Raw genomic sequence first — 14,859 nt, 5'->3', positions numbered from 1 at the left:
AGATGCAGAGTTCCGCGCAGGATTAGTAGTCGCGCTCGAAAAAGACACCCAATCCCGTTTCCCCCCGCCCGTCAACGGTTCCGCGCATGGTGATATTATCGGTGACGTCCAGATTGAGGTTCACTTCGGTATTTCCTTCGGTGTTCACGTTAAAGTCGGTATAGAGATTGTCACCCAGATACGCCCCGGCGCCCAAAATTCCGCCGCTTGACGTTGCTCCGATATCGACTGTGTCGACACCGGTCGACTCCCTCAGACCCTTGGTCGCATCCCCTCCTGCACCGCTGAGCTGCGCCAGCGAAGCCGCCATCTGGGCAATGACAAAGGGCGACAGCTCAGAGAAACGGTTGCCAAACAACAGCATGGCCAGCGCCTCTTCTGCTGGCCGTTCCGGATCCGAGAACACGTTGACCTCGGGGGCGTCCAGCGGCCCGGCGATTTCGATTGTAGCGGTCCCGTCCGAGGTGCTGTTTGAGGATTCAAATTCGATATAGGGTGTCAAGTCGCCTTGTAGGGTCACGATCCCTTTTGTCAGGGCCAGCCTGCGGCCCAGAATGTCGAAATTGCCTCGGATTAGAGCGATCTGACCCGAAGGAATGATCGAGGTTGTTGTACCGCCTATGTACAGCTGTCCGCCGAGTTCGGCATTCACGCCTCGACCTCGGACAAACACGGCTTTGGGGGCGAGCAGAGCGATGTCCAGCGCAATACGGGAATCGCTTTGGGTGGCATCGTCCTGTTTAACCAAACGGGCTCGTTCCCGAGTCCGATAGCTGGCCGCGTTTTCGTTGATATGTTCGATCTCTGGTATGGGCGCAGCGCCAACCGCACCCGAGGCGGCGGCGAGGTTAATATTGGTTTCCTCGAATGTAATTTGCCCGACTATTGTGCTGTTGCCAGCCAAAGCTCCGGTCATTGCGATTTGCCCGTTCAGGATCGTCTCGTACAAAAGCTGATCCGTCAGCACGAGACGATTGAGCGTGGTCGTAATTTGCGCATTGAACGGAGGCGTCAGGTCAATCGGGCCCGCGACGGTGAAATTACCCCCGGCGCGGGTTCCACCATTTAGGGAGATGTTGGCGCGGTTGTTGGCCAACTCGACCGCGCCGCTGATGCCGGTAATGGTCTGACCGGCACCCGGTATCGCCAACGAGGTTCCAGAGGTCGTGATCGACCCGCTGAGCGCCTCAAGCGAGGGTTGGCCATTCAAGCTAAGGTCGTACCGCGCAGTCCCGTCGATTTGGTTGGGGGTGATGAACAGGTTTGCGATACCGATATTAACCCCGCCTTGCGCATTCAGATCGGCGTTTCCTGTGGTTTCATCGAACGTGCCCGAGATTTCGCCGGTGATCTGTGCCGGACCCTGCGCCGAAGAGTTGATGGTCCAGACGCCTGCCTTGCGCTTTGCGGTCCCATTGGCGGTGATTGTACCTGGAAAGTCTGGGGCGAAACGCTCGACCTTGTTTAGCTCGGCGTCAAAGTCCAAGTCTGCCGATCCGTCAGAGCCGACAGACCCCGTCAGCGACGCGTATGAACTGTCCGGCCCACGCAAGCTGACTCTTCCTTCAAGGCCTGAAGCTGTTGGCGCGGCGTTGCCTTCCAATGTGAGTGGTCCTGACAACGTCTTGGAAATCCGCGCAAGATCGTCCAGCTTTACCGAATAGCTCAGCCCACCGGTCTCTTTGCTGACCTGACCCGAAGCGTCTGCGGTCAAGGCGGTGCCCCGCAGTTTGAAGTTTTGGACATTCAGACCCTGATCACTGTTCTCGGCATCGACACGCAGCGTCGTTCGACCTTCGATCAGTTTGTCGACGAGACTGATGCCAATCTGGACGTCCTGCGCATCGACATCGCCGGCTATGTCGAAGGTCTGGCTGGACAAAGCTCCGTTGCCATTGATATCCGCGGTAACCGACCCGGCAAGATCCCGGCCCGCGAGGTCCGAAAATAGCGAAAGATCAGGGACAGTCACCTGTGCCTGACCATCAAGAACCAGATTGCCGGTTGGGTCATTGATCGACGCGCTCACCTGTGCTGTCAGGGCCCGTCCGTTGATGGTGGCTTTGCGTATGTCGATAAGGTCTCCCGTTTTCGCACCATCCCAGGCGATCACTGTCTTGCCTGCCAGCAGAGGGTCGACGTCGGACATACCTGTCTGCAGATCCTGCGCGGTAATGCTGGCCGTGCCATCAAAATCTTGCGTTTGCAGGGTGCCTTTGCCGTCCATCTGAGCGCTGAGTGACCCGCCCAGCTGTCGCTGGGCCAGCCCGGAAAAGACCGAGAGGTCAGGCGCGCTAAGGCTGGCTTGACCATCGATCGTCAGATTGCCATCGGGGGTTGTCACTTCGCCACTGGCCTGCGCCTGTGCGGCCTGACCGTCCAGATTAAACTCGCGGATGGAAATGCCATCCCCTCCACGGCTGGCGTCCAGCGTGATGGTGGTTTGGCCTGCGATCACGGGGTCGATATCGTCGCGACCGGTCGACAGGTTGTTGCCCTGAACTACCACTTTGCCGTCAAAGCTGCCCTCAAGCGGAGAGCCCTTGCCCTGAACCTCTGCCGACGCCGACCCTGCCAGTTCCAGCTGGGCAAGGCCAGAGAACCGGGACAGGTCGGTAGCGTCCAGCGTTGCTTTGCCATCAACAGCCAATCCGCTGGTTAATCCGCTAATCAGCGTGTCCAGCGCCAGAGTGTAATCCGACCCGACCAGTTCGAAACCGGACAATGTCAGCGACTGGTCATCGCCATACTCAAATTGCCCGTCCAGCGTGATGCGGTCTCCGACGGCTGTGTTCAGGTTCGGATCGGTCAGATCTATGCCCGTGACGCTGGCCTGCAGATCACCGTTCACCGTAAATCCAAGGGTCTGATCGAGCACGCCTTGCGCGATAATTTGGATGCTCTCAAGTTCGGCCTGGGGGGATTTGAAACTATCTGCTGTCAGGCTAAGATCCCAGAGATTGCCGTTCTTCTGATCAAACAAGGTCGAGATCTGCGCGGACTTGATCGTTTTGTCACCACCGCCAACCGGAAGCGTGACCGCCTGTCCCTGCGGCGGGGTAATGCGTCCCTGCAAGGCGGCAAACTGCAATGTGCCGCCCTCGGCCAGGGCCAACTCCCCCTCTAGGTTCAGCGCCTGCGTAGCAAGCTGAAGATCGGACAGGTCCAGAGCCCCTTCGGGCAGGGTCTGACCTTGCACGAACAGCCGCGAGTCCGCCCCGAAAAACGGGTCGATGGCAGGGCCGACGAAGGGTGTCAGGTCTCCGTTCAGATCGGCGGTAAATGCTATGCCTTCCGCAGTGTCGTCAGGGGCCGAACCAAGCCGAACCTGCCCAGCCAGACGCTGCTGCCCGTCACTGCTCAGCCCGATATCGGCGGTGAAATCCGTCAGCGGTCCGGCGCCTTTTGCCGTCAGCTCGATCGTTGGGCTGTCGGGAATGTTCAAAGCGGTCGAAATAAGCCCGCCGGATGCCTCGGCCACGTTCAGGTCCAGATTGATCTCGCTTGTCGAGTTGTCAAACCCGGCGGTCAATGTGATCTCATCTCCGGCACGGTCCAACCGCACCACGTCGAGATTGGTGTCCAGCGTTCCATCAGCAAGCGACAGATTTCCGGTGACGGATAAGTCGGCGGCTACCCCAATCAGCGGCTGCCCCAGCGACAGCTGATCCACGCGGATTTCGCCGATTTCAACTGCGACAGGCAGCTCGGGCAGCTGGAATGTCTGGGTTTCCGCAGAAGGAGGAGGGGCATCTTTGGTTGTGGTGCCCGGCGCGCGGGCTACGTCGATCTCTTGCGCTGTCAGCGCATTGACCGAGAACCGCCCCCGTATCAGGGCCAGTCTGTTCCAATCCAGTTCGGCATCTTTGATGGTCAGCCAGACGCCCTCATCATCCGATACCGTGATCTCTGCGATTGTGGCCCGTGCGCTCAGCGCGCCTTGCAAGCCTTTGACGGTTACGTTCTGATCATCACCGGACAGGGTATCCTGCAGAAACTGCTCTAGCATACTGCCGCCTTCGTCCTGCGCCAGAACGGGGTACGGCACCCACAGCAGAACCGCCGCAACAACTGGATATGAGAAACGATGTGTCAAAATGCCTGACCAATTCCGATGTAAAACTGCAGACCATCTCCGGTGTCGCCCTGAACGGGAAGGGCCAGATCCAGACGCAGGGGGCCAAAGCCGCCAAGGTCGTATCTGATCCCAAGCCCGGCGCCGGAATGGCTCTCAGCGGCGCTGCTGACAAAAGAGGACGTGTCTACAACACCATAATCATAAAACCCGACCAGCGATATTGTCTCGGTGATCTTGCCGCGAACCTCGCCGGACAGCCCGAGGAAAGACTTGCCGCCAGCAACCTCATTGCCAACAGGGATGCCGAGGCTTTCATAGGGCTGACCGCGCACAGTGCCCGCACCGCCCGAAAAGAACAGGAAATCGGGTGTGACCCCGTCCAAGGCGGGTCCTACAATTGACCCAATCTGGACCCGTCCTGCCAGCACGAGACGACCTTGCGTCCGCAGACTGGTATAGGCACGCGCGTCCGCAAACATCCTGAGGCCTGTTTCTGTGTCGGACAGGCCTACAAATGGCATCACACGGGCATCCAGGTAATAGCCATTGGTGGCGCTGACCTTGCTGTCCCTTTCATCCCATTCTGATCGGAACGGCATGATAAAATAGCGGAACTTACGCCCGTCGCCATAGGCGTCATCTGCATCCGACCACTGAAACCCGGCGGATGCTTCGGCGTATAGGCGGTCTGAAAATGTGCGTCTTGCACCATAGGCCAGAGACGTCACCGTCACGTTGTAATTGTCGGTGTTGCGACGTTCCAGAAGGGCGCTCCAGAACGTGCTGTCATCGGGGCCCAGCCGGTCGGGCTGATCCAGCCGCAGCCCGATGCGCCCGTCCAGATCCTCGGCCCCGCCAATATTGCGCAACGATGCCTCAAACCGCAGGCGTTGAGCGCGGCGGAACACGTTGCGATGCGTCCAGGTTGTCGACAGCTCCATCCCATCGCGCGAGGCCACTTCCAAACCGAAGGTCAGGCGGCGTTTGGGCATGTCTTCAAGATAGACATCGAAATCCAGGGAGCCATCAGGGTTGGGAGTGTCGTGCTCTTCGATCGAGACAATATTAAACGTGCCGGTGCGGCGAAGCCGGGTTCCGACCTTTTGCACCTGCTGGGGGGAATACACCTCTCCGGTTGGGAAGCCGGCGATTTGTTCGACGGACCTGTGGCGAACATCGCTGTCGCCTTTGATGTACATTTTTCCAAAGCTCAGACGCGGTCCCGGGGCGAGGTCAATGCGGGAATCCAGCTTTGCCTGGGCGTGGCGGGCAATGACTTTCTGGCCGCTGACCTCGGCCTTGGCATGACCAGCGTCACGCCATCCCTGCACGCCTGCTGACGCGGCTTGCTGAATGGCGCCGGTGGTGGCCAGTTTGCCCGTCGCATAGTCTTCGGGAAGAACCGTTTCGGTCGCGATCGGCCGGACCACCGCCTGGCCAAATGTGAAGGTTGGGCCGGTTTTAACAGCAATCACGATTTTGTTGATCTGATTGGGCACGTTGAGTGAGCTGAGTTCCGCCGCCTCTTTCCCGTCCAGTTTAATGCTGACGACGGGACTGAAATAGCCTTCGTCATAAAGGATCTGAACAATGGTGGTATAGTCCGACAGGGCCGCTGACAAAAGTTCAAGCGGCGTGTCCAGCCCGCGGGATTCTGCGGTTGTCACCGATGCGGTATCTTCGATCCGTTCAACCAGCGCTTTCGGAGCGCCCGGTGCCGTGAGGACGGTTTCCAATGCGGCCAGCGATGTGGGCAATGTGGCGACGACTATTCCGAACAGACAATTTCTCACAAAGCTGCATTGTCTTATTCGCTGCATCTATTGGCTCCAGCTGCCCCAACTAGAAATTAATTTCGGCGCCTTTTCGGATGTGGCGGCCCCTTAAGGATAGTTAGAACATCTGTAATCGTGTAGGGGAAGCGTTTATCGTTTGGCCAAGAAAATTAACGGAACAAGTGATGGCTCAGTGCCAGTTCAAAGGCCAGCATTGCGGAACCAGCGAATGATCGCCGCGCGATCTTCCGGTTCCATATAGGTGACATTTGCGGGTGGCATGGCGTGACTGACACCGGCCTGCAGGTAAATCTGTTTCGCATTGCGGGCGATGTCACCTTGGGTTTCCAGAAGAATGCCCTTTGGCGCCCACAGGATGCCGTCCCAAACCGGTTCGCGCGCATGGCACATGGAACAGCGCCCCAGAACGACATCATGTGCCTGTTCGAACCCGTCTGCTGCTGCGTATTTCTGCTCAAAAGCGGTGAGCGGCTGTGCCTCGGCCTCCTCCAGAGGTTTGTACATAGGCGCGGTGGACAGCCACATGATGGCGATGAATAGCAGAGCGGTCACCAGCCAGGTCCAGGTCGGATCACCGGCGCGGGCGTGGCGTGTATTGAAGTAGTGACGGATTGTGACACCCATCAGAAATACCAGCGCCGCAATGATCCAGTTGTATTGGGTGGCAAAGGCCAGCGGGTAGTGGTTCGAAAGCATCAGGAAAACCACTGGCAAGGTCAGATAGTTGTTATGAGTCGAACGCAACTTGGCGATCTTGCCGTATTTCGGGTCCGGGGTGCGGCCATTCTTAAGGTCGTCTACGACGATGCGCTGGTTCGGCATGATGATGAAGAATACATTCGCTGTCATGATCGTGGCGGTGAATGCGCCCAGATGCAGCATCATCGCGCGCCCGGTGAATATCTGGTTGTACCCCCAGCCCATCACCACCAGCAGGACAAACAGCAGCACCATCAGTAATGTTGGGCGCTCACCCAGACCGGATTTGCACAGGAAGTCGTAGATCAGCCAGCCCATAGTCAACGAGGCAGCTGAGATCAGAATGCCCTGCCACAGCGCCAGATCGGCCTTTTGCGCATCAATCAGATAAAGCTCTCCACCAACCCAGTAGACGATCATCAACAGCGCGGCTCCGCTAAGCCAGGTGGCATAACTTTCCCATTTGAACCAGGTCAGATGATCCGGCATCCGCTCGGGTGCGACTAGGTATTTCTGAATATGGTAAAAGCCGCCGCCATGTACCTGCCATTCTTCCCCGTCTGCGGGGCCGGGGATATCCCGATTCAGGCCAAGGTCCAGAGCGATGAAGTAAAAGGATGATCCGATCCAGGCGATAGCAGTGATTACGTGCAGCCAGCGCACAGCAAATGCCATCCAATCCCAGAACACGGCGAATTCAAACATGAGAGTTCTCTCCAGTAGGTTATAGTCACCCTAGGCAAACTGGCTTTTCTTCGGTATTCCCGTATATTGTCAAACTGTATCAAAAAAAACGATAAGATGTCCTATCTCGACAATATTCGCACCTTCGTTCGTGTCTATGATCTGGGCAGCATGTCTGCTGCCGGGAGGGATTTGCGTGTTTCACCGGCGGTGACTTCGGCGCGAATATCACAGCTTGAGGATCATTTGGGCGTGCGTCTGTTTCAGAGGACTACACGTAACCTCAGCCCGACCGAGCAGGGACGTGCGTTTTACCCCGGAGCGGTTGCGGTCCTGGATGCCGTAGATGAAGCCGAGGCGCAGGTTGTTCACCTGACCGAAGCCCCCCGCGGGTCACTGTTCGTAGCCGCGCCTTTGGGCGTCGGGCGCAGGTTATTAGCCCCACATGTGCCGGATTTTCTCTCGGAATACCCCGAAATTGATGTGCGATTGCGCCTGACCGACAGGTCAGTGGACCTGACGACCGAAGGATTGGATCTGGCCTTTTTCATTGGTCAGCCCGAGGACAGCACCCTGCGTATTCGCAAGATCGCGGATTGCGCACGGGTTCTGTGTGCTGCACCGGACTATGTAAAACGCAGGGGGATGCCGCAAAACGGAGCCGATCTTGTGTCCGACAAGCACGAGTGTCTTAACCTGCGGTATCCCGGCGCTGCAGAGTTTCAGTGGATGCTAGAAACTCCAGACGGGCCAAGACGTTATGCCGTGTCGGGCCGGTTTGAATGCGATGACGGAGATGTTTTGACCGATTGGGCGTTGTCAGGGCAGGGGATCGCGATGAAACCTGTGTTTGAGGCAGCGGAACATCTCAAGGCAGGACGTCTGGTGGTGGTTGCGAAGGAGACACCTCCTGTCTCTGTTCAGATGGCGTGTCTCTATACCCATCGACGTCACCAGGATCCCAAGGCGCGTTTGTTCATGGATTTCATGATCGCGCGAATTGGCAAGGTTGTGCAAAACTCGGACATCAACGGTTAGCAAAGGCTCCCGCTTGTCTTTGGGCCCAATGGGCGCAAAAAAACAGTTGGGCCGGGCGCAGTGGCTTTGCCACAGCGCCCGGCCGCGCGTAAATTTTCTCGAAGGGCTGTAACCGTCACTATCCGCGCCGCGCCCAACAGGTGCTGCGCCCGGCTCAACAGGAGGAGGCCCGGCAGGGGCGATCGACGGGCGGAAGGTTCGCCCGGTCTGTTAGCTGCCGCGATACGTGGAGTAGCTGTATGGCGATAGCAAGAGCGGCACATGATAGTGGGCGTCTGCTTCAGACATACCAAACCTGATTGGAATCTCATCCAGGAACAGCGGTTCGTCATCCGCTTGGCCAGAGGCGCGCAGATAGTCACCCGCGCTGAAAACAAGCTCGTATTCCCCGGTTTCAAAGTTTGCTTGAGGTAGAATTGGGCTGTCTGTTCGCCCGTCTGCATTGGTCAGCATCTCAGCCAGTTTGTGGCGTCCGTCTTGGGTAATCGCGTACAGAGCAATTTTCAGCCCCTCTGCGGGACAGCCTTTGGCGGTGTCCAGAACATGGGTTGTCAGGTATCCTGCCACGCGTTTCTCCTCATATTCCGATCACCGCAACGAGTGGCTGTTGAAAACCGCAAACTGCAATCGAGCATTGATTGACGCAGTCTGGGGCGAAACCCGAGACTTTGGGAATGCCGAAAGAAAAGGAAACAGCGTTCGGATTGATTTGATAATACTGCATCCAATTCTGCGGTAAAGCGTAGGTAGTGTAACACAACTGAGACGGAACATTCATGCAGCCCCCTCGCTATCCCCGTGACATGATCGGATACGGAGCCAACCCGCCAAACGCCCAGTGGCCTGGCGGAGCAAATCTGGCCGTTCAGATTGTGCTGAACTACGAAGAGGGTGGCGAGAACTGCGTGCTTCACGGTGATGCCGCGTCCGAGGCCTTTCTGTCCGAGATTGTCGGCGCAGCGCAATGGCCAGACCAGCGTCATTGGAACATGGAATCGATCTATGAATATGGGTCGCGGGCAGGGTTCTGGCGTCTGCACCGCTTGATGAAGGACTTGCCCATAACCGTTTACGGTGTTGCGTCGGCGCTGGCACGGTCGCCCGATCAGGTTGCCGCCATGAAAGACGCAGGTTGGGAGATCGCAAGTCACGGCCTGAAATGGGTCGAACACAAGGATATGTCTGAGGCGGAAGAGCGCGCTCAAATAGAAGAGGCTATCCGCCTGCATACCGAGGTCGTGGGGGAACGTCCCTATGGTTGGTATACCGGCCGGTGTTCCGAGAACACCGTGCGTCTGGTGGCCGAAGAGGGGGGCTTTGCCTATGTGGCGGACACCTATGCGGATGATCTGCCCTATTGGATGCAGGTCTCTGGCCGGGACCAGTTGATCGTACCATATACGCTCGATTGTAACGATATGCGCTTTGCAACGCCGCAAGGTTTCAATTCGGGCGATCAGTTCTATTCCTATCTCAAAGACAGTTTCGACGCGCTTTATTCCGAGGGTGAAGCCGGTGCGCCCAAGATGTTGTCGATTGGTCTGCATTGCCGCCTGATCGGTCGTCCAGGTCGGGTCATGGCGCTGAAACGGTTTCTGGATTATGCGCGTGGGCACTCGGATGTCTGGTTCGCGACCCGTCTGGAGATCGCCCAGCATTGGGCAGCGCAGCACCCGCCTGTATCAGGTCCAAAGCCGTCAGAAATGGCGCGGGACGCTTTCGTAGCCGCTTATGGCGGGATCTTTGAACATTCGGCGTGGATTGCAGAGCGCGCCCATGGGCTGGAACTCGGCGCGGCTCACGATACTGCCGGCGGGTTGCACAACGCACTGACGCGCATGTTCCGTTCGGCCTCTGATGAGGAGCGGTTGGGCGTGCTGACCGCGCACCCGGATCTGGCAGGCAAGCTGGCACAGGCCAAGCGACTGACGCAGGAAAGCACGGCGGAACAATCCTCGGCGGGGCTGGATGCGTTGACGGATGCCGAACGCGATGCCTTCACCGATCTGAATAGGCGCTACACCGACAAGTTCGGATTTCCCTTCATTATCGCTGTGCGCGATCATGACAAAGCCTCTATCCAGCAGGCGTTTCAGCGGCGGATAGATCAGGACCGGGACACAGAATTCGCCGAGGCCTGCCGACAGGTCGAGCGTATTGCCGAATTCCGCCTGAGGGATGTGCTGCCTTCATGAAACAGATCCGGACTGTTCCTTTAACGCCTGACGCTTTTGCCCCGTTCGGAGATGTGATCGAGGCATCGGGCGACCCGGACAAGATCATCAACCAGGGCCAGTGCGGGCGTTTTCATGACCGGGCGGCCCTTGATTTCGCGGGCGGCCGCGCCGGGATCAGCCTGTTCAACGCCAACCCCCGAACCCTGCCGTACCAGTTGGATATGGTTGAACGGCATCCTGATGGCAGTCAGGCCTTTGTGCCCATGACCCATCAACCCTTTCTGGTCATTGTAGCACGAGATGTTGACGGGCAGCCGGGCGAGCCGTGTGCCTTTGTCACCCGGCCCGGTCAGGTGGTGAATTATCATCGTGGGACGTGGCACGGCGTTTTGACACCGTTGCATGGCCCTGGATTGTTCGCCGTTGTTGATCGGATCGGCGATGGGTCCAACCTGGAAGAATACTGGTTCGATACCCCTTATCAGGTGGTGTCGTAGCCAAATGAAGCCGCAGCATAAGCGGTAAGACCCCCGTGAATCTGACAGAGAGGACAGTAACTCATGGCTGACACTTCAATAGGGACACCCGAACAGCTTCGGGATCCAAATTATACCCCGGCGCTGCACAAGGCAGTTCCGCTCGGCATTCAACATGTTCTGGCGATGTTCGTTTCGAACGTGACGCCTGCGATCATCGTTGCAGGGGCCGCCGGGTTCGGGTTCGGTTCGAACTCCCCCGATTTTCCCGAACTGCTGTACCTGATCCAGATGTCGATGCTGTTTGCCGGCGTCGCGACCTTGCTGCAAACGGTGACGATTGGCCCGGTAGGAGCGGCTTTGCCTATTGTTCAAGGCACCAGCTTTGCCTTTCTGCCGATCATGATCCCGCTGGTTGCTGGCAAAGGCGTCGATGGTCTGGCCGCATTGTTTGGCGGTGTCATTATCGGTGGAGTGTTCCATGCCCTGCTGGGCACGGTGATTGGCAAAATCCGTTTTGCCTTGCCACCTCTGGTCACAGGCCTTGTGGTGACAATGATTGGTCTGGCGTTGGTCAAGGTCGGCATTCAATACGCCGCCGGCGGGGTTCCGGCCATTGGAACGCCTGAATACGGCTCGGCGCTGAACTGGTCGGCTGCTTTGGTCGTGGTTGTGGTAACGCTGGGGCTGAAGTTCTTTACGCGCGGAATGCTTTCGGTTTCTGCCGTTCTGATTGGTCTTGCGGTTGGGTATGTCTATGCCCTGATGGTTGGCATGATCACGTTTGAGGCAATCGGAACAAGCTGGAGCCGCGCTGCAACTTTCGCCCTGCCTGTGCCCTTCAAGTATGGATTCGAGTTCTCATTCGCCGCCATAATCGGGTTCTGTCTGATGGCCTTTGTTTCGGCAGTTGAGACGGTGGGGGATGTGTCGGGTGTGACCAAAGGCGGAGCCGGGCGCGAAGCCACGGACAAGGAAATCACCGGTGCAACCTATGCTGACGGCTTCGGTTCGGCCCTGGCGGGCGTGTTCGGCGGCTTACCCAACACGTCGTTCAGCCAGAATGTCGGGCTGATCGCAATGACCGGCGTCATGAGCCGAAATGTCGTCACCATCGGCGCCTTGTTTCTGATCCTGTGCGGCCTGGTGCCCAAGGTTGGCGCGATCATCCGCACCGTTCCGATCGAAGTACTGGGCGGTGGCGTCATCGTCATGTTCGGGATGGTTGTTGCCGCGGGTGTTTCGATGTTGTCCGATGTGGATTGGAATCGGCGCAACATGGTGATCTTTGCCATCGCGCTGTCAATCGGGTTCGGCCTCCAGCTAGAGCCGGGTGCGGTGCAACACTTGCCCGATACTCTGGGCATCCTGATGAAAAGCGGGCTGCTGCCTGCGGCTCTGATCGCCATCGTGCTGAATCTGATCCTGCCGGATGAGTTGGCCGATGAGGCAACCGAAGAAGTTTCGGGTGGCATGTCGGGGCACGGGTCGGGCAGCCTTCCCGGCAAGTAACCAAATGAAAATCGGCGGATCGCGTTAGGTCGCGATCCGCCTATGTGTCGGCCATCATACGAGCGACATCCAGCATGCGGGCTGAAAACCCCCATTCATTGTCATACCAGCCAAAAACACGAACCTGAGTTTCGCCGATCTGCCGGGTTTCTGGCCCTGCAATGATCAGAGATTCCGGCCGCGTCCGCAAATCGGACGACACCAGCGGCTCATCCGTCCAACCCAGAACGGGAGACTCTGCAACGGCTGCACGCAGGGCGGTTTCAAAACCCTCGGCACTCATCCCGCGTTCCAATGTCACGATCAGATCGATTGCCGAGACGCTTGCGGTCGGCACCCTGACTGCCGCGCCCGAGATGCGCCCGGCCAGATGGGGCAGGACTTCGTCTATCAAGTGCATAGCGCTGGTGGTGGTCGGGACCATCGACAGCGCTCCGGCGCGTGACCGTGCCAGATCACCACGCGGAGCGTCGATCATCGGCTGGCTGTTGGTGTAGCAGTGAATGGTGGTCATATGGCCCGACCCAACACCAGCGATCCCGTCCAGAACCTTGACCAGCGGAGCCAGCCCGTTGGTGGTGCAAGAGGCATTTGACACGATCCGCGCATTGCCCAGATGATCCTCATTTGCGCCCAGAACGATTGTGGCCTCGGTCGCGGGCGAGGGGCCGGAAATCAGTACTTTCCTTGCCCCTGCGGTCAGGCCCTGACTGGCAACATCCGATGTCCGGGCAACGCCGGTGCAGTCCATCAGGACATCTACACCGGACAGATCAACCCGGCTAAGGTTGGGGCTGTGTGTAACAGAAATAGCGTGCCCATCGACAACCAGTTGCGCAGTTCCCTGTTCCACTTTGCCCGGATAAGGCCCAAAAGTGCTGTCGTACTTGAACAGATAGGCGCAGGTCTCTAGCGGTGCGATATCGTTGATCAGCACCAGTTCGATGTCGTGACCGAGCGGCATGGCCAGAAGCTGCCGCAAAATCGTGCGGCCGATGCGGCCGAATCCGTTAATTGCGAGTTTCATGCGCAAGCTATGGCAGGGGCTTGAATTAACCTCAATGCCAGTTTCCTGTCCGGGTCAGTTACAGCTGACCTGTGAAAAGAACTGGCCCGAGATGTTCTGGTACATGCTGGCCACAATCGGCTTGCACCCGGTTGCCTGCTGAATAGCCGCGATGGCCTGAACAGTGCGCAGCCGGGGCGGGGGGCCGAATGGGTTGAGATTGTTGTTATCACGTGTGGCACGGTATACGACCGGAGCTTCCGAAACCTGGGTAATGGCCCAGGTGCGGCTCATGACGTTGACGGTATTCGTCTCTTTGGCGGTTGCAGGGTTCACATCCAGGGCCGTCAGGCCGATTGCAGCCGCCAGTGCCAGCGTTACATTGCGCAGTGCCATCGTACAATCTCCTGAACTAAAACCGTTTGTTATTCCATCAGATTACCGCGCTTGCCGAGTTCCGCCAAGGCCGAATTTATCCTAGCGCCCGCCTGGTGAAAGAGGCATCTGGCGGTTCACATCTTTGTACAGCAGATACCGGAACCGCCCGGGACCGCCCGCATAGCACGCCTGAGGGCAAAAGGCGCGCAGCCACATAAAGTCTCCGGCTTCGACCTCGACCCAGTCCTGATTCAGCCGGTAAACGGCTTTGCCTTCCAGCACATACAGCCCGTGTTCCATGACATGGGTTTCGGCAAACGGGATCACGCCACCCGGTTCGAAAGTCACGATGTTCACATGCATATCGTGGCGCAGGTCCTGCGGATCCGCGAAACGTGTTGTGGCCCAGCGACCCTCGGTACCCGGCATTTCGATCGGGGCGACCTCTTGCTCATTGGTGATGATCGGGTCCGGCTTGGGCAGGCCGGGCACTGCCTCATAAGCCTTTCGAACCCAATGAAACCGCGCTGGCTGCTCCGTATGGTTGCGCAACGCCCATTTGGAACCAGCGGGGATATAGGCATATCCACCAGTTTCCAAAACGTGAACACTTCCCTCAAGCGTCAATGTGACCGCCCCTTCGACAACGAACAACACCGCCTGCGCTGCGGGGTCCGTTTCGGGCGTATCGCTACCGCCACCGGGTTGGACCTCCATGATGTATTGCGAAAAGGTTTCGGCGAACCCGCTAAGGGGGCGTGCCAAAACCCACAGGCGGGTGTTTTCCCAGAAGGGCAGATAGCTGGTGACGATGTCGCGCATCGTACCCTTGGGTATAACGGCATAGGCCTCGGTGAACATGGCGCGATCTGTTAACAGGGTGTCCTGTCCGGGGTGTCCGCCATGGGGCGCATAATAAGTCGGGTGTGCCATCAAATGCCTCTGGTTCGTGTTTCGTGCACTATGCGAGGGACGCTCGGTATGGCCTAGCGTCAGAGTTGCAATAGGTTTCTTC

11 protein-coding genes are annotated in these 14,859 nt (G+C 58.0%); 4 read left to right on the top strand and 7 right to left on the bottom strand.

Annotated features, from left to right (window positions below):
• Nucleotides 1–22 precede the first annotated feature (22 nt).
• The 3 genes from AC2FLG_RS05805 to AC2FLG_RS05795 all read right to left on the bottom strand — a co-directional run bounded on the left by AC2FLG_RS05805 (nt 23) and on the right by AC2FLG_RS05795 (nt 7,278).
• Nucleotides 23–4,096 carry a translocation/assembly module TamB domain-containing protein gene (locus AC2FLG_RS05805; protein WP_496705403.1) on the bottom strand — a complete coding sequence of 1,358 codons (4,074 nt, stop codon included), beginning with the start codon at nt 4,094–4,096 and terminating at the stop codon, nt 23–25.
• Complete coding sequence (locus AC2FLG_RS05800; RefSeq protein WP_496692313.1) at nt 4,093–5,898, bottom strand: autotransporter assembly complex protein TamA; 1,806 nt, start codon at nt 5,896–5,898, stop codon at nt 4,093–4,095. The genes AC2FLG_RS05805 and AC2FLG_RS05800 overlap by 4 nt, the downstream gene beginning before the upstream one ends.
• Nucleotides 5,899–6,054: 156 nt before the next feature.
• Nucleotides 6,055–7,278 carry a urate hydroxylase PuuD gene (locus AC2FLG_RS05795; protein ID WP_496692314.1) on the bottom strand — a complete coding sequence of 408 codons (1,224 nt, stop codon included), beginning with the start codon at nt 7,276–7,278 and terminating at the stop codon, nt 6,055–6,057.
• A 96-nt stretch (nt 7,279–7,374) separates the two neighbouring features.
• Between AC2FLG_RS05795 and AC2FLG_RS05790 the strand changes: the two genes are divergently transcribed.
• Complete coding sequence (locus AC2FLG_RS05790) at nt 7,375–8,295, top strand: LysR family transcriptional regulator (RefSeq protein WP_281973831.1); 921 nt, start codon at nt 7,375–7,377, stop codon at nt 8,293–8,295.
• Between the two features lie 210 nt (nt 8,296–8,505).
• On the opposite strand, the gene uraH is transcribed toward AC2FLG_RS05790, so the two are convergent.
• Nucleotides 8,506–8,862, bottom strand: a complete 357-nt coding sequence (gene uraH, locus AC2FLG_RS05785) for a hydroxyisourate hydrolase (protein WP_142640109.1) — start codon at nt 8,860–8,862, stop codon at nt 8,506–8,508.
• Between the two features lie 209 nt (nt 8,863–9,071).
• Between uraH and puuE the strand changes: the two genes are divergently transcribed.
• The 3 genes from puuE to AC2FLG_RS05770 all read left to right on the top strand — a co-directional run bounded on the left by puuE (nt 9,072) and on the right by AC2FLG_RS05770 (nt 12,460).
• A complete protein-coding gene (gene puuE / locus AC2FLG_RS05780; protein ID WP_496703822.1) occupies nt 9,072–10,490 on the top strand; it encodes an allantoinase PuuE in 1,419 nt (472 codons plus the stop codon).
• Nucleotides 10,487–10,969 (top strand): ureidoglycolate lyase, encoded by a 483-nt coding sequence (locus tag AC2FLG_RS05775; protein ID WP_496705401.1) that lies wholly within the window; start codon nt 10,487–10,489, stop codon nt 10,967–10,969. The genes puuE and AC2FLG_RS05775 overlap by 4 nt, the downstream gene beginning before the upstream one ends.
• A 63-nt stretch (nt 10,970–11,032) precedes the next feature.
• Nucleotides 11,033–12,460, top strand: a complete 1,428-nt coding sequence (locus AC2FLG_RS05770) for a nucleobase:cation symporter-2 family protein (protein ID WP_142640116.1) — start codon at nt 11,033–11,035, stop codon at nt 12,458–12,460.
• Nucleotides 12,461–12,500: 40 nt separating this feature from the next.
• Here AC2FLG_RS05770 and AC2FLG_RS05765 read toward each other — a convergent pair whose 3' ends face one another.
• The 3 genes from AC2FLG_RS05765 to AC2FLG_RS05755 all read right to left on the bottom strand — a co-directional run bounded on the left by AC2FLG_RS05765 (nt 12,501) and on the right by AC2FLG_RS05755 (nt 14,777).
• Nucleotides 12,501–13,487, bottom strand: a complete 987-nt coding sequence (locus AC2FLG_RS05765; RefSeq protein WP_496705399.1) for a type I glyceraldehyde-3-phosphate dehydrogenase — start codon at nt 13,485–13,487, stop codon at nt 12,501–12,503.
• A 54-nt stretch (nt 13,488–13,541) separates the two neighbouring features.
• The gene (locus tag AC2FLG_RS05760) at nt 13,542–13,862 is read right to left on the bottom strand and encodes a hypothetical protein (protein WP_496705397.1); all 321 of its coding nucleotides are present in this window, start codon (nt 13,860–13,862) and stop codon (nt 13,542–13,544) included.
• Nucleotides 13,863–13,943: 81 nt separating this feature from the next.
• Nucleotides 13,944–14,777, bottom strand: a complete 834-nt coding sequence (locus AC2FLG_RS05755) for a bifunctional allantoicase/(S)-ureidoglycine aminohydrolase (protein ID WP_496692319.1) — start codon at nt 14,775–14,777, stop codon at nt 13,944–13,946.
• Between the last annotated feature and the right edge of the window lie 82 nt (nt 14,778–14,859).

This window comes from Ruegeria sp. CDSA193 (assembly GCF_059611885.1).
Note: the sequence above shows the minus strand (reverse complement) of the source record. Positions and strands in the feature narration are given on the sequence as shown.